Genomic DNA, 19,208 nt, shown 5'->3' on the forward strand with positions numbered 1-19,208 from the left:
CGCGATGGAACCTTGGGCCGGCGCCCGGCTTTTGAACCGCGAGGCGGGCGATGTGCAGAGCCCGGTCACCGTGAGGTGGCCGGCCCATCGGGCGGCGACTTCCCATGCTTGACGATCAGCGGCAGGCCTCCGAGGCCGAGGCACGCGCGCGGCCGGCCGACAGCCGGGTTGATGCGGGCGACCGGGACGGCGCGGGCCGCGCCCTCTCCGACCGCGACGTCATGGATCTCGGCGGAGATCGCCCGGAGCGGGACCCGGAGACCGCTCGCAAACCCGGCTCGGACGGCGACGATCAGGCCGCGCAGGCCGAGGACAAGGCCGACGCGACGGAGGACGACGCGCAGGGCGACGCGCGGCGCCCCAACATCCTGCGGCGGCACCCCGTCGCGTTCCTGCTCGGCGGCCTCGCGGTGGTCGCCCTATGCGTCGGGGTGTTCTTCTACTGGCTCCTGTACATGCATCCCTACGAAAGCACGGACGACGCGTTCGTCGATGCCCGCAGCATCTCGATCCAGCCCAAGGTCGGCGGCTATCTCGTCGACGTGCCGGTCACCGACAACCAGCACGTCGAGGCGGGGCAGATCCTGTTCCAGATCTATCAGCGCGACTACGCGATCGCCCTCGATCAGGCAAAGGCGCAGGTCGTGGCCGACCAAGCCGCGATCCGGAACATCGATGCCCAGATCCAGGCGCAGAACGCCAATATCGACGTGTCGAAGGCGCAGGTCGCCACCGCCGAAGCGGCCCTGAAATTCGCCCAGGAGGACGCCGCCCGCTACAAGGACCTCGCCGATCGTGGCTCGGGCTCGATCCAGCAATCGCAATCGGCGACCTCGACGCTCCAGCAGCGTCAGGCCGCGCTGCAGAGCGCCAATGCCAGCGTGGTCGCGGCGCAGAAGCAGATCGGCTCGCTCGAAGCCCAGAAAGCCTCCACACAGGCACAGCTCGCCCGCGACCAGGCGCAGGTCGAGCAGGCGGAGCTGAATCTCGGCTACACGACGGTCCGTGCCGTCCAGTCCGGCCGCGTCGTGCGGCTCACCGGCGGCATCGGCCAGCTCGCCCAGGCCGGTCAGAGCCTGTCGATGTTCGTGCCCGACGACATCTGGGTCACCGCGAATTTCAAGGAGACCCAGATCACCGACATGCGTCCGGACCAGCCGGTCGACCTGGAGATCGACGCCTACCCGAACCGCAAGATCCACGGCACCGTGGCCTCGGTCCAGCCCGGTTCCGGCACCGCCTTCAGCCTGCTGCCGGCGCAGAACGCCACCGGCAACTACGTGAAGGTCACGCAGCGCATCCCGGTCAAGATCGTCGTCAAGGACTGGCCGAAGGACGTCGCGATCGGCCCGGGCATGTCGATCGTCCCCACCGTCACGGTGCGGTGAGCGGGATGGCCGGCAGCACCGGGGCCGGCAAGGCGGCATCAGGCAAAGCGGCATCAGGCAAGTCCGCCTCCGGCACCGCGCCGGGCGGGCACAATCCATGGCTGATCGCCGGCGTGGTGGCGCTCGCGACCTTCATGGAGGTGCTCGACACCACGATCGCCAACGTGGCGCTGCGCTACATCTCGGGGGGGCTCGCGGTCGGGCCCGACGAGGCGGCCTGGGTGGTGACGAGCTACCTCGTGGCCAACGCGATCACGCTGACGGCGTCGAGCTTCCTGGCCAAGCGCTACGGCCGCAAGGCCTTCTTCATGTGGTCGGTGGGCCTGTTCACCATCGCGTCGATCCTGTGCGGCTTCGCCTGGAGCCTGGAATCGCTTCTGTTCTTCCGGGTGCTCCAGGGCCTCGGTGGCGGCGGGATGGCACCGCTCGCGCAGTCGATCCTGGCCGATTCCTTCCCGCCGGCGAAGCGGGGACAGGCCTTCGCGCTCTACGGCGTCGCCATCGTGGTCGCGCCCGTGATCGGCCCGACACTGGGGGGCTGGCTCTCCGACAACGCCTCCTGGCACTGGTGCTTCCTGATCAACGGACCCATCGGTATCATCGCCCTCGGGCTGATGTACTGGCTCATCGAGGACAGCGAGGCGGCCAAGACCGAACGCCGCGCCCTGGTTCGGAAGGGGATCCGCTTCGACATCGTCGGCTTCCTGCTGGTCGCCCTGTTCCTCGGCTCCCTGGAGGTGATCCTCGACGAGGGCCAGCGGAAGGACTGGTTCGGCACCTCGACGCTGATGAACGTCTCGGCCGTGCTGATGGTGGTCTCATTCATCGCCATGATCCCGTGGCTCCTGAACAAGAAGAACCCGGCCGTCGATCTGAGCCTCATCGGCAACCGCCAGTTCGGCTCCTGCTTCCTGGTGATGATGTTCACCGGGGCGATCCTGATCGCCACCACGCAGTTCATCCCGCAGATCACGCAGGAGTATTACGGCTACACCGCCACCCTGTCGGGGCTGGTGCTCGGCCCGGGCGGCATCGTCACGGTGGTGATGATGTTCCTGACCGGCCGTGTCTCCGCCTACATCCAGCCGAAATGGCTGATCGCCGCCGGCATGGCCATCGTGGCGCTCGGGATGGTGGACCTGACCCGGCTCGACGGCACCACCACCTTCGCGTTCTTCGCGTGGTCGCGGGTCTATATCGGGATCGGACTGCCGATGGTGTTCCTGTCGATCACCTCCGCCTCCTACGAGGGGATCCGCAAGGACCAGACCGATCAGGCCTCGGCGCTGATCAACGTCGCCCGCAATGTCGGCGGCTCGATGGGCGTCTCGCTGGCCCAGAACATCCTGGCCTACCGCAGCCAGTTCCACCAGAGCCGGCTTGTCGAGACCGTGACCCCCTCCGCGCCGGCCTATCAGGAGACCATGCGGCAGGCGACGCAGTACTTCTCCGAGCACGGCTATGCCGGCGTCGAGGCCCAGAACCAAGCGACCGCCTGGATCGGCAGCGTCCTCCAGACCCAGGTCGCCTACTGGGCCTATATCGACGTGTTCTGGGTGCTCGGGCTCGTGGCCGCCTGCGCGGTGCCCCTGGCGCTCAGCCTGAAGACCGTCAAGCTCGGCGGCGGCGCGCCGGCCGGGGGGCATTGACGGGACTCGTGGTTCGCCGATCGCGGTTGGGGGGTGCGATGCCGTGCCCATCCCGGCGGCGCTGCCCGACGCGGTCGCCGGGATCGGAAGCGGGGGCCCCTTCCATACGCGCGGACGGGGGTTCGTCACAGGCGCGGTGCCGGGCGGCCCCCGGGTCTCGACCAGGGTCCCGGCTCCGCGGAGCGACTCAGCTCCGGACGCGCTCGATCCGGGCGCCGCAGCGGGCGAGCTTGGCTTCCAGGGCCTCGAAGCCCCGGTCGAGGTGGTAGACCCGGTTGATCTGCGTCTCGCCCTCGGCGGCGAGCCCGGCGATGACCAGGGAGACGGAGGCGCGCAGGTCGGTCGCCATCACGGGGGCACCCTTCAGCCGCTCGACGCCCTCGACCACGGCCAGGTCGCCGTCCAGCCGGATCTTCGCGCCGAGGCGGGCCAGTTCCTGCACGTGCATGAACCGGTTCTCGAAGATCGTCTCGCGGATGTGCGACTGGCCCTTGGCGAGGGTCATCAGCGCCATGAACTGCGCCTGCAGGTCGGTGGGGAAACCCGGGAACGGGTCGGTGGTCACGTCGACCGCCGCGATGCCGGCGCCGTTGCGGCGCACCCGGATCCCGCCCTCGACCTGGCTGATCTCGGCCCCGGTGGTCGACAGGATGTCGAGGGCGGAATGCAGCAGGTCGGCCCGGGTGTCCTTGAGGGTCACGTCGCCGCCGGCCATCGCCACCGCCATGGCGTAGGTGCCGGTCTCGATCCGGTCGGGCAGCACCGCGTGCCGAGCGCCGCCGAGCCGGGCCACGCCCTCGATCTCGATATGGGGCGTGCCGGCGCCGCGGATCTTGGCGCCCATCTTGTTCAGGCACTCGGCGAGGTCGACCACCTCGGGCTCCCGGGCGGCGTTCTCGATCACCGTGGTGCCGTAGGCCAGCGCCGCCGCCATCAGCGCCACGTGGGTGCCGCCCACCGTGACCTTCGGGAAGGCGATCTCGGCCCCGCGCAATCCGTTCTTCGTCTTCGCGACCACGTAGCCGGCGTCGATCTCGATCTCGGCCCCGAGCTTCTCGAGCGCCATGATCAGCAGATCCACCGGCCGCGTGCCGATGGCGCAGCCGCCGGGCAGCGAGACCTTCGCCTCGCCGAACCGGGCAAGCAGCGGGGCGATCACCCAGAAGCTCGCCCGCATGGTCGAGACCAGCTCGTAGGGCGCCGTGGTGTCGATCACGTTGGAGGCGGTGAGCCGGATCGTCTGCCCGGTCTCCGTGGTCTGACCGGGACGCTTGCCGACGACCATGTGGTCGACGCCGTGATTGCCGAGGATCCGCGTCAGCGCGGCGATGTCGGCCAGCCGCGGCACGTTGATGAGTTCGAGCGTCTCGCCGGTGAGCAGGCTCGCGATCATCAGCGGCAGCGCCGCGTTCTTGGCGCCCGAGATCGGGATCACGCCGTTGAGCGGCACGCCGCCGGTGATGTGGATGCGGTCCATCATGTATCCTCGGGCGGCGCGCCCAGAGGGGCGCGCGGCCGGCCGTCTTCCCCGCGGACGCTGCGGCGCCCGGGCTTGGCCGTTCCTATAGCCGGGATTTGTCGGAATCTGGACCGCTCGGCGCGACCCCGCCATCGACGATCTGGTCCGCTTCGGGGGAGGGCTGCGCCTCGGCCCGCCCGCGGCCCTGTGCCTTCCGGCGCCGCAGGTTCTCGCGCAGCGCGGCCTTGAGGCGCTCCGCGCGCCCGTCCTTCGCGCCCCCGTCCTTCGCACGCCCATCCCTGGCGCCCCCCCCGTCCTTGCCGTCCGTCACCGCGCGACCCTTCGCCGCCGCAAGATCGCGGCATGTCCTTGGACCGGCCAAGGTCCGTCTCGGAAGGAAGAGTCGCGGAGGCTCAAGGAACGGGCGCCATGTTGGGGGAATGAGATCGGGTCGACGCTATCGCGTTCGGCCGGCCCTCTCAACGGATGCAGGGCAGCGATGTCGGAGCCTTACCTTGAACCAGTTCCAAATCCGCGCGTATCTTCGGCCACTCACGCGAAGGATTGAACCGAGGCCGGACCTCGATCGCGGGATCCGGGTGCCCGATGGCGCCACCCCGCCGGCCGAACACGCGAAGGACGCTCGATGACCGTCACCCGGATGCCCAGCACGGTGCTCGCCCAAGCGGGATCGACGCGCGCCGGCTCGGGATACGAACGGTATTTCCGCGGCGCCCTGGAACAGCTGCATGGCGAGCGCCGCTACCGCGTCTTCGCCGATATCGAGCGCATCTCCGGGCGTTTCCCAACGGCGAAGTGGCGCCAGCCCGACGGCAAGACCGCCGAGATCACCGTATGGTGCTCCAACGACTATCTCGGCATGGGCCAGCATAAGGAGGTGGTGGCCGCCATGACCGAGACCGCCGCCCGCTGCGGCGTCGGCGCGGGGGGCACGCGCAACATCGCCGGCAACAACTCGCCCCTGGTCGATCTGGAGCGCGAACTCGCCGACCTGCACGGCAAGGAGGCCGGCCTCGTCTTCACCTCGGGCTACGTCTCGAACCAAGCGGGCATCTCGACCATCGCCAAGCTGATCCCGGACTGCCTGATCCTGTCCGACGCCTTCAACCACAATTCGATGATCGAGGGCGTACGCCATTCCGGCTGCGCGAAGACGATCTTCCGCCACAACGATCTCCAGCACCTGGAGGAACTCCTGCGCGAGGCCGGCGACCGGCCCAAGCTGATCGTGTTCGAGTCGGTCTATTCCATGGACGGCGACGTGGCGCCGATCGGCCGGATCTGCGACCTCGCTGACCGCTACGGGGCAATGACCTACCTGGATGAGGTCCACGCGGTCGGGCTCTACGGCGCGCGCGGCGGCGGCATCGCCGAGCGCGACGGCGTGATGCACCGGGTCGACGTGATCGAGGGGACGCTCGCCAAGGGGTTCGGCTGCGTCGGCGGCTACATCACCGCTTCGGCGGCGATCTGCGACGCGGTGCGCAGCTTCGCGCCGGGCTTCATCTTCACGACCGCGCTGCCGCCCGCGGTGGCCGCTGCGGCCCGGGCCTCGGTGCGCTATCTCAAGCGCTCCAGCGCCGAGCGCGAGGCGCATCAGCGCCAGGCGGCGGCCACCAAAGCGGCGCTGGCGGCGGCGGGTCTGCCGGTGCTGGAGACCGAGACCCATATCGTGCCGGTGATGGTCGGCGATGCCGAATTGTGCAAGGCGGCGGCCGACCACCTGCTGGAGCGGCACGCGATCTACATCCAGCCGATCAACTACCCGACGGTCCCGCGCGGCACCGAGCGCCTGCGGATCACGCCCTCGCCGTTCCACGATGCCGGGCACATCGAACGCCTGGCTGCGGCGTTGACAGAGACCTGGGAGACGCTGGACCTGCCGCGGGCCGGGACGGTGTTCGTCGAGGCAGCGGAGTAGGTTTTTTCGAGGCTCGCCGCGCCATTCCCTCCCCCTTCTGCGGGGGAGGGTGGCCCGCGAAGCGGGTCGGAAGAGGGGAGCGACGGTGCAGGACGAGGCTATGCCCGTCTTGAAGGCCCCGCCTCATTCTGAACCCGCGCTCCCCTCTCCCGACCCCTGCTGACGCAGGGGCCACCCTCCCCCGCACAGGGGGGAGGGGGAGCCGCTGTACTCTTCTGCGCCCGCCCATCTCCCGCCCCCATCTCGTCTTTTCCGGCGCGCCCCTGTAACCACGGCGCCAACCCGTTCTCGCGAAAAGTCTCATAGAAATGATCTCCTCCCCGCTCATGACCGTGATGGTCGACGCCGCCCGCAAGGCCGCGCGCGGCCTGCGCCGCGACTTCGGCGAGGTCGAGAACCTCCAGGTCTCGCGCAAGGGCCCCGGCGACTTCGTCTCGGCGGCCGACCGCAAGGCCGAGGAGGTGCTGCGCGAGGCGCTGATGAAGGCCCGGCCCGGCTACGGCCTCGTGATGGAGGAGAACGGCATCATCGAGGGCACCGACAAGAGCCACACCTGGCACATCGACCCCCTCGACGGCACGTCGAACTTCCTGCACGGCGTGCCGCATTTCGCGGTGTCGGTCGGCCTGGAGCGCGAGGGCCAGATCGTGGCCGGCGTGATCTTCGACCCGATCAAGGACGAGCTGTTCGTCGCCGAGCGTGGCAAGGGCGCCTACCTCAACAACCGCCGCCTGCGGGTCTCCGGCCGCCAGGACATGGCCGACGCCCTGGTCGGCTACGGCACGCCCTACCTCGGCCGGGGCAGCCATCCGCGCCTCCTGCGCGAACTCGGCGCCGTCATGGCGGTGGCGGGCGGCACAAGACGGATGGGATCGGCGGCCCTCGATCTGGCCTACGTCGCCTGCGGGCGCCTCGACGCCTACTGGGAGCGCGACCTTCAGACCTACGATTTCGCCGCCGGCGTGATCCTGGTGCGCGAGGCGGGGGGCTACGTGACCTCGGCGGACGGCGCGGCCGAACCGCTGGCGCCGCGCTCGGTCGCCTGCGGCAACGAGGGGCTGCACCGGGAGCTGGTCGCCATCCTCAAGAAGGTCCAGGCGGCCTGAGCCGTCGGAAACTGGTCAGGGCGGCGCGCTTCTGCTTTAAGCCCGCGGATCCCCACGGAAGGCCGAACGCATGGAAGCCCGCCGCCACGTCGCGCTGAAGGAATCGATCCGCTCGATTCCCGACTACCCGAAGCCCGGGATCGTCTTCCGCGACATCACCACCCTCCTCAGCGACCCGCGGGCCTTCCGCCGGGCCGTGGACGCGCTGGTCCACCCCTATGCGGGCGGGCAGATCCATCAGGTGGCCGGTATCGAGGCGCGGGGCTTCATCCTGGGCGGCGCCATCGCCCATCAGCTCTCCTGCGGCTTCGTGCCGATCCGCAAGAAGGGCAAGCTGCCCCACAAGACCGTCTCGATGGCCTACGCCCTCGAATACGGCACCGACGAGATCGAGATCCACGTCGATGCCGTGCGGCCCGGTGATCGGGTGCTGCTGGTCGACGACCTGATCGCCACCGGCGGTACCGCCACCGCCGCCGTGAACCTGCTCCAGAAGATCGGCGCCGAGATCGTGGCCGCCTGCTTCGTGATCGACCTGCCGGAGATCGGCGGGGCGCAGCGCCTGCGCGACATGGGCGTCGAGGTGCGCACCCTGATGCAGTTCGAGGGTCATTGAGGTCGGCGAAACGTTGACTTCGCAAGACCCTTCCGCCATAAGCCCGCCACTCGCGACGTGGCGCCCCGCCTGGGCGCCCTTCGTGTTTGCAGACAACCAAGGACGCGTGAAGGTCGGGTGCGGCATTAGCCGCCCGCGAGCGCGCCTCGACCTTTGAAGGCTCTGAGCCATGAAGAGAACCTACCAGCCGAGCAAGCTCGTCCGTAAGCGCCGTCACGGTTTCCGTGCGCGCATGGCCACCGCCGGCGGCCGCAAGGTGATCGCGCGCCGCCGCGCCCACGGCCGAAAGAAGCTGTCGGCCTAAGGCTGGATAGCCCTTCGCGGCCATGCCGCGGGGGATAGGATTGGCCGGGATCGGACCATCGATGGCGACGATCGAGCGGCTCAAGAAACGACCCGACTTCCTGGCGGCGGCCGAGGGGCGCCGCTTCCACACCGAGCGGATGAGCGCCCAGGGCCGTCTCCGGACGGCGGACGGACCGCCCGGCCTCCGGCTCGGCTTCACCATCACGAAGCGGGTCGGCCACGCGACGGAGCGCAACCGCATCCGCCGCCGCCTGCGCGCCGCCGTGTCCCTGGTTGCGGCCGATCTCCCAAGCGACCTCGCGAGCCTGCCGGCCGATATTGTGCTGATCGCCCGCCGCCCCGCACTGGACGCACCCTTCGAGACCCTCGCCGAGGATCTGCGCCGGGCGTTGCCCGCGGTGACGCGCCCGGCCGCCCCCCGGCCTCCGGGACAGGGCCGCGGCAAGCGGCCCTCCGGCAAGCCTGGCGATCGGTCTTCCGAGACCACACCCAAGACCACGCCTCTCCCGCACCTGGCGGGTGAGCCCGCGCCGTCCGGCCAAGCCGACATCGGCACGTCGTACGGGCGCGGCAGAGGTCCCCGAATCACAGGCGCGCGCGGGTCCGACGGGACCGGCGTCCGCCCTGACGTCACTCCGAACGCGTGCGGCGGTGTCCCTGATGGGCAATGACAAGACGAACATGTTCGTGGCCATCGGCCTGTCGCTGCTGGTGCTGCTGGGGTGGCAGTACTTCGTGGCCGGCCCGCGGATGGAGCAACAGCGCCTGATCGAGGCGCAGAACAAGGCCGCCCAGCAACAGCAGCAGCCCCCGGGCGTGACCCCGGACGGTGTGCCCTCGCCCTCGCCCAAGGAGGGCGGCCCGGCCGCCCCGGCGCCGGGAACCCTGCCGACCGCGCAGGGTGGCCCGGTCTCCCGCGAGGCCGCGCTCGCCCGCTCGCCGCGGATCCGGATCGAGACCCCGGCGCTCTCCGGGTCGATCGCCCTCAAGGGCGGCCGCGTCGACGACGTGGCCCTCAAGAACTATCACGAGACCGTCGACCCCAAGAGCCCGGAGATCGTGCTGTTCTCGCCGGCCGGGAGCGAGACGCCGTACTACGCCGAGTTCGGCTGGGTCGGGGCCGAGGCCGGTCCGCTGCCGACCAACGACACCCTCTGGACCAGCGACGGCAAGGTGCTCTCCCCCGGCGCGCCGGTGACCCTGACCTGGGACAACGGTGCCGGCCTCGTCTTCAAGCGGATCGTCGCGGTCGACGACAAGTACATGTTCACGGTCCGCGACGAGGTCGAGAACAAGGGCTCGGGCGCGATCACGCTCTATCCGTACAGCCTCGTCTCCCGCTGGGGTAAGCCGCACACCCAGGGCTACTACGTCCTGCACGAGGGCATGATCGGCTATCTCGGGAACGACGGCCTGCAGGAATTCACCTACGACAAGCTCGCCAAGGAGGGCGCCTATGGCGGCGCCAACACCAAGGGCCGCGCATGGACCGGCGTGAGCGGCGGCTTCGTGGGCATCACCGACAAGTACTGGGCGGCGGCCGCGATCCCCGATCAGGACATGCCGTACACGGGTGCCTTCACCGACCGCACCGACGGCACCACCAACGTCTACCAGGCGAGCGTGCGCGGCGATGCCGTGAACCTCGCGGCGGGCGCCTCGGCCACCGCGACCCAGCGGCTGTTCGCCGGCGCCAAGGAAGTCAATCTGATCAACAACTACGAGAAGGACCTGAACATCAAGCACTTCGATCTGATGATCGATTGGGGCTGGTTCTTCTTCATCACCAAGCCGATGTTCCGGGCGCTGGACTTCTTCTACCACCTGTTCGGCAATTTCGGCGTCTCGATCCTGGTGGTGACCTTCTGCCTGAAGCTGCTGTTCCTGCCGATCGCCAACCGCTCCTACGTGTCCATGGCCAAGATGAAGGCCGTGCAGCCCGAGATGGCCAGCATCCGCGAGCGGTACAAGGACGACCGCATGAAGCAGCAGCAGGCCACGATGGAGCTGTACAAGAAGGAGAAGATCAATCCGGTCGCCGGCTGCTGGCCGGTCCTGATCCAGATCCCGGTATTCTTCGCGCTCTACAAGGTGCTGTTCATCACCATCGAGATGCGCCACGCGCCGTTCTTTGGCTGGATCCACGATCTCGCGGCCCCGGATCCGACCAGCATCGTCAACCTGTTCGGCCTGCTGCCCTTCCCGGCGCCGGACTTCGTCCATCTCGGCGTCTGGCCGCTGATCATGGGCGTGACCATGTTCGTGCAGATGAAGATGAACCCCGCGCCGCCGGACCCGGTCCAGGCGCAGATCTTCACCTTCATGCCGATCGTGTTCACCTTCATGCTGGGCTCGTTCCCCGCCGGCCTCGTGATCTACTGGGCCTGGAACAACACCCTGTCGGTGATCCAGCAATACGTCATCATGCGCCGCAACGGCGTGAAGGTGGAGCTGTGGGACAACCTGCGATCCACATTCCGGCGCGGTGGCACCAAGGCGGCGGCCACCACCAAGGGCTGACAGGGAAAGCCGTGACCGAGACCAACGACGACGCGGCCGACCTCGTCGAGGCCGGCCGCCTGCTGTTCGCCGGCGCCGCCGACTTCTACGCGGCCACCCAGACCCTCGAGCGCATCCCGCCCATGGAGGGTGTCGAGATCGCCTTCGCGGGACGCTCGAACGTGGGTAAGTCGAGCCTGATCAACGCGCTCACCGGCCGCAACACCCTGGCGCGGACCTCGCACACCCCGGGCCGGACGCAGCAGCTCAACTTCTTCCGGATCGGGGAGCGGCTGTCGCTGGTCGACATGCCGGGCTACGGCTACGCCGCCGTCGAGAAGGCCAAGGTCGAGGCCTGGACCCGGCTGATCCACGCCTATCTCAAGGGCCGCGCCAACCTCGCCCGGGTGTTCATGCTGATCGATGCCCGGCACGGGTTCAAGGCGATCGATACCGACGTGCTCGACGGCCTCGACAAGGCGGCGGTGAGCTATCAGGTCGTGCTGACCAAGGGCGATTCTCTCAAGAAGGGCGAGGTCGCCGACCGCATCAGCGGCATCGAGGCGGGGCTCGCCCGGCGCCCGGCCGCCTATCCGCAGGTGATCCTGACCTCCAGCCGCGACGACAGCGGCGTCCCGGAACTCCGGGCGGCGATCGCCAAGCTCCTCGTGGAGCGCCCGGCGTGAGATTGTCCGGCCTCGACCGCGCGCTCGCGGCGCTCGCCTGCCTCGCCGGCTTGCTCGGCGTCGCGCTCAGCGCCGCCGCCGCGCACATCCCCGGGGCGGATTCGCTGAAGACGGCGGCGCAGTTCCTCCTGTTCCATGCCCCGGCGATCCTGGCCCTCGGCGGATTCGGCGCGGCCGGCCTCGTCCGGCCGGGCCTCGCCCGCGCGGCGGCGGGGCTGCTGGTCCTCGGCCTGATCCTGTTCTGCGGCGATCTCGCGGTGCGGACCTGGCTGCAGCACCCGCTCTTCCCGATGGTGGCGCCCACCGGTGGTTTCGCCCTCATGGGCGGCTGGCTCACCGGGATTGTGTGCGCCGTGTTACCGCTGCGCCGCCTAGCTTGACGCCCGGACCTGCAGGAACGCCAGCGCCGGTCCCTGGGCCTGGGAGAACACCCCGGCCGTCAATGCGCCGCCGTAGACCGCCGCGGTGTCGAGGTTGGTGCGGAACCGGCGCCGCTCCGGCCGTCCGGTCCGCTGCGGCGTGTGGCCGTGGACCACATGCCGGCCGAAATCGTGGTCGCCCTCCAGGAACGGCTCGCGGATCCACAGGCGATTGTGGTCGTCGGGATCCGGAATCGGGGCGCCCGGCCGGAAGCCGGCATGGACGTACCAGCGGGCCGCGTCCGCATGCAGGGTTGGCAGGGCCTCGATCCAGTCGAGGGTGTCGCGGGGAAGCTCGCCGACCTCGTGCGCGTTGAACGATTCGAGCGTCGCGTCGCCGCCGTTGCTGAGCCAGCGCTCGGCCGCCTGCGGCGTGTGTAAGGCGTCGAGCAACATGCGCTCGTGATTGCCCATCAGGCAGGTGACGCGGTCGGGCTCCGCCCAGTTGAGGCGGCCGAGGGTGTGCAGGACCGCGGCGCTGTCGGGCCCCCGGTCGATGTAGTCGCCCAGGAAGACGAGCCGGTGCGCCCGGCCGCCGGCATGGTCGGCGATCCGCTCCAGGAGGGTATCGAGGAGGGCCGCGCAGCCGTGGATGTCGCCGACGGCGTAGGTGAGGGATTCGGATTCCATGGCGCCATCGTCCAACGCGGCGGCGCCCGCCGCAAGGCCGTGCCGGATCCGCAGGGGCGCTACGCCGCGAGATCCCGCATCACCGTGATCAGATCCGCCTTGCCCTCGAAGCCGATGCCCGGCAGGTCCGGCATGGTGATGTGGCCGTCCTCGACCCGCACGCCGTCCGGGAAGCCGCCGTAGGGCTGGAACAGGTCGGGGTAGCTCTCGTTGCCGCCGAGCCCGAGGCCGGCCGCGATGTTGAGCGACATCTGATGTCCCCCGTGCGGGATGCAGCGGGACGCCGACCAGCCGAAATCGGCGAGCACGTCGAGGGTGCGCAGGTACTCCACCAGCCCATACGACAGGGCGCAGTCGAATTGCAGCCAGTCGCGGTCCGGCCGCATGGCGCCGTAGCGCAGGAGGTTGCGCGCGTCCTGGTGCGAGAACAGGTTCTCGCCGGTGGCCATCGGCCCGGGGTAATAGGGCGCCAGCGCCGCCTGAAGCGCGTAGTCGAGCGGGTCGCCCGCCTCCTCGTACCAGAACAGCGGGTAGTCCCGCAGCATCCGCGCGTAGGCGATGGCGGTCTCGAGGTCGAAGCGGCCGTTGGCGTCCACCGCGAGGCGGGCTCGTCCGCCGATCTCGGCGAGTACCGCTTCGATCCGGCGCCGGTCCTCGTCGATCGGGGCGCCGCCGATCTTCATCTTCACCACCGTGTAGCCGCGCTCGAGATAGCCGCGCATCTCGGCCCGCAGGGCGGAATCGTCCTTGCCGGGGTAGTAATAGCCGCCCGCCGCGTAGACGAAGACCCGCGGGTTCGCGTGCTTCCCGGTCCGTTCGGCCAGCATCCGGAACAGTGGCTTGCCGGCGATCTTGGCCGCCGCATCCCAGATCGCCATGTCGAGGGTGCCCACCGCCACCGAGCGCTCGCCATGGCCGCCGGGCTTCTCGTTGCGCATCATGGCGGCCCAGATCCGGTGCGGATCCAGGGTGTCGCCGCCCTCCGTGAGCAGGCTCGCGGGATCGGCCTCCAGGATCCGGTCGCGGAACCGCTCGCGGATCAGGCCGCCCTGGCCGTATCGGCCGTTGGAGTTGAAGCCGTAGCCGACGACCCGGCGCCCGTCCCGGACGACGTCGGTGACCACCGCCACGAGGCTCGTGGTCATCTTCGAGAAGTCGATATAGGCGTTGCGGATCGGCGAGGCGATCGGCTTGGTCACCTCGCGGACGTCGACGATGCGCATGGTGGGCTGTCCTTTCGCTGGCCTCCGCCACCGTATCGCCGGTGGCGCCTTGGTCCTAAGCGGGCCGGGCGTAGCGCCCGTCGTAGCGGCCTTCCCGGATCAGCGCGAGAACCTCCGCCTCCCGGTCGGCCTGGGCGCGCACGGCCTCGCGCAGCGTCGGCGCGAGTCCCGGCGGGAAGGTCACGACGCCGTCCGCGTCGCCCACCACCACATCGCCCGGATTTACCGTCCAGCCGCCGATGCAGACCGGCAGGTTGGTGGCGCCGGGGCCCGTCTTGAACGGACCGCGCGGGGTCGCGGCACGGGCGTAACAGGGGAAATCGGACGCCGCGAAGGCGTCGGTGTCGCGTACGGCGCCGTCGATCACGAAGCCCGCGACGCCCCGGCTCTCGGCGATCGCCTTCATGACGTCGCCGACGAGGGCGCGGCTCGTATCGCCGCCACCATCGACCACGATCACGTCGCCGCGGCGGGCCGCCTCCAGCGCCTGGTGGATGGCGAGGTTGTCCCCCGCCCGGACCCGCACCGTGAAGGCGGTGCCGATCAGCCGGCCGCCGCGATGGAACGCGCGCAGGCCCGCCAGGACCGGCATCCGGTCGAGGCAGTCGCTGATCGTCGCCGTCGCGACATCCCCGAACGCGGCGAGCAGGCCGGGATCGACGGAAGGCGGCGGCGGGTTGTGCGTGATGGCGGTCATCGGCCCGGATCTCACCCCAGCGGCTTGCCCGCCGGCTCCGTGCGGAACCGGCGACGCGTCGGGGGATCTTGCCTCAGGAACCGCCCATTGTCGTTCGCGGATCTCGGCGTTCGCTTCTTGAAAGGTATCGTCGAGGGCCGGGGGCCGGCGACCACCGTTCGGGACGATGCGCTAGTGATCGGCCGCCGGCACCGCCCCGCCGCCGCCCGTGGCGAGCTTGCGCCGCGCGTCCGCCTGGCCGCTGGCGGCCCCGAAATAGCTCGCCGAATCGCCGAGCTGGACCGCCGGCTGGCAGTTCGGCGTGCAGGACAGCGATTCCCGATCCAGGCCGCGCTGGACCGTGATGGTCGAATCCCGTGACGCCTCGACCCGGATCATGGTCTCGGCGATCATCGCGCCCGCGTTGTCCAGGGCGATCAGGTTGGTCGAGCCGAAGCTCTTGCCCGTGAGCACGAGCACGCCGTTCTTCTGCGGGGTGACCTCCGCGATGATCGGATTGCCCACGATGACGGTCGCGGTCTTCTCGGGTAGGCGGATGACCTTGGCGTTGTCCACCAGCACGGTCACCACCGGCAGCGGCTCGGACTGGCCGGCCGCCGCGACGCCCGTCATCAGGAGTAGGAGGCCGGCTCGGCCCGCATTCGACAGGGTGCGGCGCATCGGACGTGCTCGAATGGAGGCGGGCGGAGGACGGGGCTCCACCCTTGGTGTCGGGGATACGCCGCACCGGTGAAGGAAGCGCTAAGCAAACTTGCGTGGTGGAACCGCAGCCCGTCGGCCGATTTGCGGGGCATCGCCGAAACTGAACCTTCACCAAGCTTCCAATGGTTACGGCCGACGATGCATCCAAAATCCGATTTAACCGATTTTCAAGGCGTAATTGGCAGTCTGTGCAAGCCGCCGATCGAGACATCATAATTCTTCGTCGGTCATCGCTTGAGTTTCCGTCGCCCCGTGTTGATCGAAGGATCGCCCCCCATGAAGAGCTTGTTCACGCGTTTCACCTCCGACGAGTCCGGAGCCACCGCCATCGAGTACGGCATGATCGCGGCCCTGATCGCCGTCGCCATCATCGCCGCGCTGAAGACCGTCGGTAACAACCTCACCAACAAGTTCACCCAGATCTCCGGCAACCTGAACTGATCGAACCCCGACGATCACGATCTGCGGCAGGTCCGGGACACCCCCGTCGCGCGTGAGCGGACGGGGGCGTTCTCGGCCGGCCGGCGCCGACGTGGCGCGGAGCGGAGACGGCCTCCGACGGGCGGATGGTCCCGGCCCCGCGCAAATCTCCTTTCCGGCAACTGACAACGCAGGTTGGCCCCGTCATGGTCGGTGCAGGCGCGGCAGGCTCTGAGATGGCGGGCCTCGGCCCCGCAGGCTTCGGCCTGCTCGTGCTGTTCCCGTTCCTGATGGCCTACGCGGCCGCGAGCGACCTGCTGACCATGCTGATCCCGAACCGGATCTCGCTGGCCCTGGTGGCGGGTTTCGCGCTGCTCGCGCTCGCCGGCCCGATGAGCTGGGCCGAGGTCGGCTCCCACCTCGGCGCGGGGGCCGCGATCCTCGCGGTCACCTTCACGCTGTTCGCCTGCGGCGTGATCGGCGGCGGCGACGCCAAGCTGGCGGCCGCAACGGCCCTGTGGCTCGGTTTCGACGGTCTTGCCGACTATCTCCTCGTCGCGTCGATCCTCGGCGGCGCCCTGACCCTGGCGATCCTGTTCGCGCGGACGCACCCGCTGCCCCTGCGCATCGCCCGCATGCCGTTCGCCCTGCACCTGCACGACGCCAAGACCGGCATCCCCTACGGGATCGCGCTCGCGGCCGCTGCCCTCCTGGTCCTTCCCGAGACCGAGGTCTGGACCCGGGCGCTCGCCGGCTGACACGCGGCGCGCGGGATTGTGTCCCGCGCTGACCCTGCCGTTTCCACCGGCCCGACTCGATTCCCGGGGCCGCCGTCTGGAGCCCCGGTCCGGGCCCCGCTAAAAGTCCGGCATGCCCCTCGCGCTGCTGCGTCGCCCCGATCCGGAACATCTCGAGGTCCAGCACGAGGGCGCGCGCCTGCGCATCGCGCTCCGGCGCCGCCCGACCGCGCGCCGCATCACCCTCCGGGTCTCGGCCGTCACCGGCGAGGTGGTGATCACGCTCCCGAGCCGGACGGCCGTGGACACCGCGCAGCGTTTCGCCGCCAGCCACGCCGGCTGGATCGCCGCGCGGCTGGCCCGTCTGCCCGAACGCGTGGTCTTCGAGCCGGGCGCACACCTGCCGTTGCGTGGCGCGCCGCACCGCGTGACCCTCCGCGACAGGCGCGGCGGCGCGGTGCGCGTCGAACACGATGCCGGCGGGCCGGTGATCTCGCTCGCCTGCGAGCCCGCCCACGTCGCCCGCCGGATCCGGGATTTCCTGGCCCGGGAGGCCCGGCGGGATCTCGCCGCGGCGGTCGAGCGCTACGCGCCGCGGCTCGGCCAGCGGCCGGGCCGCATCACCCTGCGCGATACCCGCAGCCGCTGGGGATCCTGCACCGCGCGGGGCGAGCTGAATTTCTCGTGGCGCCTGATCCTGGCACCTCCGATGGTGCTGGACTACCTCGTCGCCCACGAGATGGCGCATCTGCGCGAGATGAACCACTCGCCCCGGTTCTGGACGCTGCTGGGGGAGCTGTGCCCGAACGTGGAGGCCGCGGAGGCGTGGCTGAAGCGCAACGGCACCGACCTGCACCGGTACGGCTGAGCGCGGCGGCGGCCGGTCAGCCCTTGGCGCGCAGCACGCGCTGGCCGATGACGGCGTCGGCCGGCCATGCCGGCCGCGGCTCGACTTCGCCGGGATTGAGGGTGCGCGGGGCGACGCCGTCGCAGATCTCCCGCTGACGGAGGATCACCGGGTTGCCGAACGCGTCGCGCCGCCGGATCAGGCCGCCCTCCCGGCAATAGCCGGCGATCGCCGCCTGGCCGTTGCGGCGGCCATACGGGTTCTCCGCCACGGGCGGATGCTCGATCACCAGCGTATCGGTGTGGTTGAGCGAGCGCTCGACATAGGTGGTCTCATCGACCGGCAGGGACTGGGCCCCGGCCTGGGTGACGGCGGCCATCAAGCAGGCGGCCGAGAGGGCGAGCAGGCGCATCACGACGTCACGATCCGGCGCTTGAGGACTGATGAAGACTTATCTAGGCCGTAAGCCGCGCGCCGGGTAGCACCGTCGCGCAACACAGGGCCCGCATCGCTTGACAGCGCGGGCCCGACCATGGTCCGAACACGCCCGATTGTACGGCTCCCGCCCGTCCGGGCCGGAGCGTTCCGAAGGGATCGGTGGTGCCGCTTCACGCGAGGCTCGTTCGTTTCCGGCGCGCTGTCCGGCGCGCCGCGCCGCCGGTTTTCCTCGCCCTGGTCGCGGCGGCGCTCGCCCCCGCGGGGCCCGCCATGGCTCAGGGCATGGTGCGCAAGACCTTCGACGATTGGCAGCTGCGCTGCGAGACGCCGGCCGGCGCCAAGGCCGAGCAATGCGCCCTGGTCCAGTATCTCGCCGCCGAGGACCGGCCGAACCTGACCCTCGTGGTCATCGTCTTGAAGACGGCCGACAACCGCGGCTACCTGCTGCGGGTCGTGGCGCCCTTGGGGGTGCTCTTGCCCTCCGGCCTCGGCCTGAAGATCGACCAGACCGATATCGGCCGGGCCGGCTTCGTCCGCTGCCTCACCACCGGTTGCGTGGCCGAGGTGGTGATGGATGACGGTCTGGTCCGGCAGTTCAAGAGCGGCACGCAGGCGACCTTCATCGTGTTCCAGACGCCCGAGGAAGGCGTCGGCATCCCGCTCTCGATGAAGGGCTTCGCGGCCGGGTTCGACAGCCTGAAATGACGATGCCGCTCGGGAGCCGTGCGATGGTTGGAGGTCGGGACGGAGCGGGGATCTGCCGCCGGTTTGCGCCCCTGTGCGCGACCGCCGCGGTTCTGGTGGTCGCGGCGGCGCTTGCGGCTTTCCCGGCCCGGGCCGAAGAGGGCAACATCTTCTCCAACCTGCTCAAGTTCGGCGGCACGACCGTCCCGCCGTCGCAGGCCGAGGGCCTCGAGCCGCCCTATTGCCCGCCCGTGGAAGTCGCCGAAGGCGCGGCTGCAACCCGCACCCTGGCCGGCTCCGAGGTGCGCACGCAATTCTCCCTCGGCCGTCTCGCCCGGGAATGCACGCGGCTCCAGGACGGCTCGATCTCGGTCAAGGCCGGCGTCGAGGTGAACGTCCTGCTCGGGCCTGCCGGCGCGCCGGGGCGGTTCGATGTCCCGGTCACGCTCCAGATCCGCCATGACGGCAAGGTGGTCACGAGCCGCGTCGAGCGCGCCAGCGTGGTCGTCGGGCCCGGCGAGGCGCAGGGCTTTGCCACCATCGTGGCCGACGCGCTCCTGGTCCCCACCGCGCTGACGGCGGATTACGACATCGCGGTGGCCGTCGGCGCCGGCGGCAAGGGTACCAAGACCGCCTCCAAGCCGCACCGCCGGAAGCCGGCGGTCGCCGCGTCGCCCCCCGCGGGCGGAGGCGACGACGCTGCCCAGTGACGCCGCGGCGCGCCGCGTCGATCCGCGCCCGTCGACGATCGATCGCCACC

At 70.1% G+C, this 19,208-nt stretch carries 22 protein-coding genes; 15 read left to right on the forward strand and 7 right to left on the reverse strand.

Annotated features, from left to right (window positions below; translation table 11 throughout):
• The first annotated feature begins 104 nt into the window (after positions 1–104).
• Together AC3IF1_RS07870 and AC3IF1_RS07875 are read left to right on the forward strand one after the other, a co-directional pair.
• Entirely contained in the window at positions 105–1,388 is a 1,284-nt protein-coding gene (locus AC3IF1_RS07870; RefSeq protein WP_489217028.1) for an HlyD family secretion protein, read from the forward strand.
• Positions 1,389–1,393: 5 nt separating this feature from the next.
• On the forward strand, positions 1,394–3,037 hold the full coding sequence (locus AC3IF1_RS07875; protein ID WP_489217030.1) for a DHA2 family efflux MFS transporter permease subunit: 1,644 nt from the start codon (positions 1,394–1,396) through the stop codon (positions 3,035–3,037).
• A 187-nt stretch (positions 3,038–3,224) separates the two neighbouring features.
• On the opposite strand, the gene murA is transcribed toward AC3IF1_RS07875, so the two are convergent.
• Positions 3,225–4,514 carry a UDP-N-acetylglucosamine 1-carboxyvinyltransferase gene (murA, locus tag AC3IF1_RS07880; protein ID WP_243968432.1) on the reverse strand — a complete coding sequence of 430 codons (1,290 nt, stop codon included), beginning with the start codon at positions 4,512–4,514 and terminating at the stop codon, positions 3,225–3,227.
• An 85-nt stretch (positions 4,515–4,599) separates the two neighbouring features.
• Positions 4,600–4,827, reverse strand: a complete 228-nt coding sequence (locus AC3IF1_RS07885) for a hypothetical protein (RefSeq protein WP_489217032.1) — start codon at positions 4,825–4,827, stop codon at positions 4,600–4,602.
• A gap of 330 nt (positions 4,828–5,157) precedes the next feature.
• On the opposite strand from AC3IF1_RS07885, the gene hemA reads away from it, so the two are divergent.
• From hemA to AC3IF1_RS07925, 8 genes are all read left to right on the forward strand, one after another.
• Entirely contained in the window at positions 5,158–6,438 is a 1,281-nt protein-coding gene (gene hemA, locus AC3IF1_RS07890; protein ID WP_489220349.1) for a 5-aminolevulinate synthase, read from the forward strand.
• A 308-nt stretch (positions 6,439–6,746) separates the two neighbouring features.
• Positions 6,747–7,544, forward strand: coding sequence for an inositol monophosphatase family protein (locus AC3IF1_RS07895; RefSeq protein WP_243968369.1), 798 nt, complete (start codon positions 6,747–6,749; stop codon positions 7,542–7,544).
• Positions 7,545–7,614: 70 nt separating this feature from the next.
• A complete protein-coding gene (locus AC3IF1_RS07900) occupies positions 7,615–8,160 on the forward strand; it encodes an adenine phosphoribosyltransferase (protein ID WP_243968368.1) in 546 nt (181 codons plus the stop codon).
• 169 nt (positions 8,161–8,329) lie between these two features.
• Entirely contained in the window at positions 8,330–8,464 is a 135-nt protein-coding gene (rpmH, locus tag AC3IF1_RS07905; protein ID WP_039893469.1) for a 50S ribosomal protein L34, read from the forward strand.
• Between the two features lie 61 nt (positions 8,465–8,525).
• The gene (gene rnpA, locus AC3IF1_RS07910) at positions 8,526–9,137 is read left to right on the forward strand and encodes a ribonuclease P protein component (protein WP_489217035.1); all 612 of its coding nucleotides are present in this window, start codon (positions 8,526–8,528) and stop codon (positions 9,135–9,137) included.
• Positions 9,127–10,986 carry a membrane protein insertase YidC gene (yidC, locus tag AC3IF1_RS07915; RefSeq protein WP_489217037.1) on the forward strand — a complete coding sequence of 620 codons (1,860 nt, stop codon included), beginning with the start codon at positions 9,127–9,129 and terminating at the stop codon, positions 10,984–10,986. The genes rnpA and yidC overlap by 11 nt, the downstream gene beginning before the upstream one ends.
• Before the next feature lie 11 nt (positions 10,987–10,997).
• Positions 10,998–11,651 (forward strand): ribosome biogenesis GTP-binding protein YihA/YsxC, encoded by a 654-nt coding sequence (gene yihA, locus AC3IF1_RS07920; protein ID WP_243968365.1) that lies wholly within the window; start codon positions 10,998–11,000, stop codon positions 11,649–11,651.
• 2 nt (positions 11,652–11,653) lie between these two features.
• Positions 11,654–12,031 (forward strand): DUF423 domain-containing protein, encoded by a 378-nt coding sequence (locus tag AC3IF1_RS07925; RefSeq protein ID WP_489220350.1) that lies wholly within the window; start codon positions 11,654–11,656, stop codon positions 12,029–12,031.
• Here AC3IF1_RS07925 and AC3IF1_RS07930 read toward each other — a convergent pair.
• The 4 genes from AC3IF1_RS07930 to AC3IF1_RS07945 all read right to left on the reverse strand — a co-directional run bounded on the left by AC3IF1_RS07930 (position 12,023) and on the right by AC3IF1_RS07945 (position 15,280).
• Complete coding sequence (locus AC3IF1_RS07930) at positions 12,023–12,700, reverse strand: metallophosphoesterase family protein (RefSeq protein ID WP_489217039.1); 678 nt, start codon at positions 12,698–12,700, stop codon at positions 12,023–12,025. The two genes, AC3IF1_RS07925 and AC3IF1_RS07930, sit on opposite strands and share 9 nt — an antisense overlap.
• Positions 12,701–12,759: 59 nt before the next feature.
• Positions 12,760–13,923 (reverse strand): mandelate racemase/muconate lactonizing enzyme family protein, encoded by a 1,164-nt coding sequence (locus AC3IF1_RS07935; protein WP_489217041.1) that lies wholly within the window; start codon positions 13,921–13,923, stop codon positions 12,760–12,762.
• A gap of 55 nt (positions 13,924–13,978) precedes the next feature.
• Positions 13,979–14,620, reverse strand: a complete 642-nt coding sequence (locus tag AC3IF1_RS07940; protein WP_489217043.1) for an RraA family protein — start codon at positions 14,618–14,620, stop codon at positions 13,979–13,981.
• Positions 14,621–14,791: 171 nt separating this feature from the next.
• Entirely contained in the window at positions 14,792–15,280 is a 489-nt protein-coding gene (locus AC3IF1_RS07945; protein ID WP_489217045.1) for a pilus assembly protein N-terminal domain-containing protein, read from the reverse strand.
• 318 nt (positions 15,281–15,598) lie between these two features.
• Here AC3IF1_RS07945 and AC3IF1_RS07950 point away from each other — a divergent pair, with 318 nt between their 5' ends.
• The 3 genes from AC3IF1_RS07950 (at position 15,599) to AC3IF1_RS07960 (ending at position 17,347) form a co-directional block, all read left to right on the forward strand.
• The gene (locus tag AC3IF1_RS07950) at positions 15,599–15,763 is read left to right on the forward strand and encodes a Flp family type IVb pilin (RefSeq protein WP_243968360.1); all 165 of its coding nucleotides are present in this window, start codon (positions 15,599–15,601) and stop codon (positions 15,761–15,763) included.
• 185 nt (positions 15,764–15,948) lie between these two features.
• A complete protein-coding gene (locus AC3IF1_RS07955) occupies positions 15,949–16,500 on the forward strand; it encodes an A24 family peptidase (RefSeq protein ID WP_489217048.1) in 552 nt (183 codons plus the stop codon).
• A 112-nt stretch (positions 16,501–16,612) separates the two neighbouring features.
• Positions 16,613–17,347: a M48 family metallopeptidase gene (locus AC3IF1_RS07960; protein ID WP_489217050.1), complete on the forward strand. Its 735-nt coding sequence runs from the start codon at positions 16,613–16,615 to the stop codon at positions 17,345–17,347.
• Positions 17,348–17,363: 16 nt separating this feature from the next.
• On the opposite strand, the gene AC3IF1_RS07965 is transcribed toward AC3IF1_RS07960, so the two are convergent.
• The gene (locus AC3IF1_RS07965; RefSeq protein ID WP_243968427.1) at positions 17,364–17,738 is read right to left on the reverse strand and encodes a hypothetical protein; all 375 of its coding nucleotides are present in this window, start codon (positions 17,736–17,738) and stop codon (positions 17,364–17,366) included.
• A 185-nt stretch (positions 17,739–17,923) separates the two neighbouring features.
• Between AC3IF1_RS07965 and AC3IF1_RS07970 the strand changes: the two genes are divergently transcribed.
• Together AC3IF1_RS07970 and AC3IF1_RS07975 are read left to right on the forward strand one after the other, a co-directional pair.
• Positions 17,924–18,469, forward strand: coding sequence for an invasion associated locus B family protein (locus AC3IF1_RS07970; RefSeq protein WP_409564807.1), 546 nt, complete (start codon positions 17,924–17,926; stop codon positions 18,467–18,469).
• Positions 18,470–18,492: 23 nt separating this feature from the next.
• On the forward strand, positions 18,493–19,158 hold the full coding sequence (locus AC3IF1_RS07975; RefSeq protein ID WP_489217052.1) for a hypothetical protein: 666 nt from the start codon (positions 18,493–18,495) through the stop codon (positions 19,156–19,158).
• The last annotated feature ends 50 nt before the right edge of the window (positions 19,159–19,208 follow it).

The sequence above is a fragment of the Methylobacterium sp. E-012 genome (assembly GCF_057836545.1).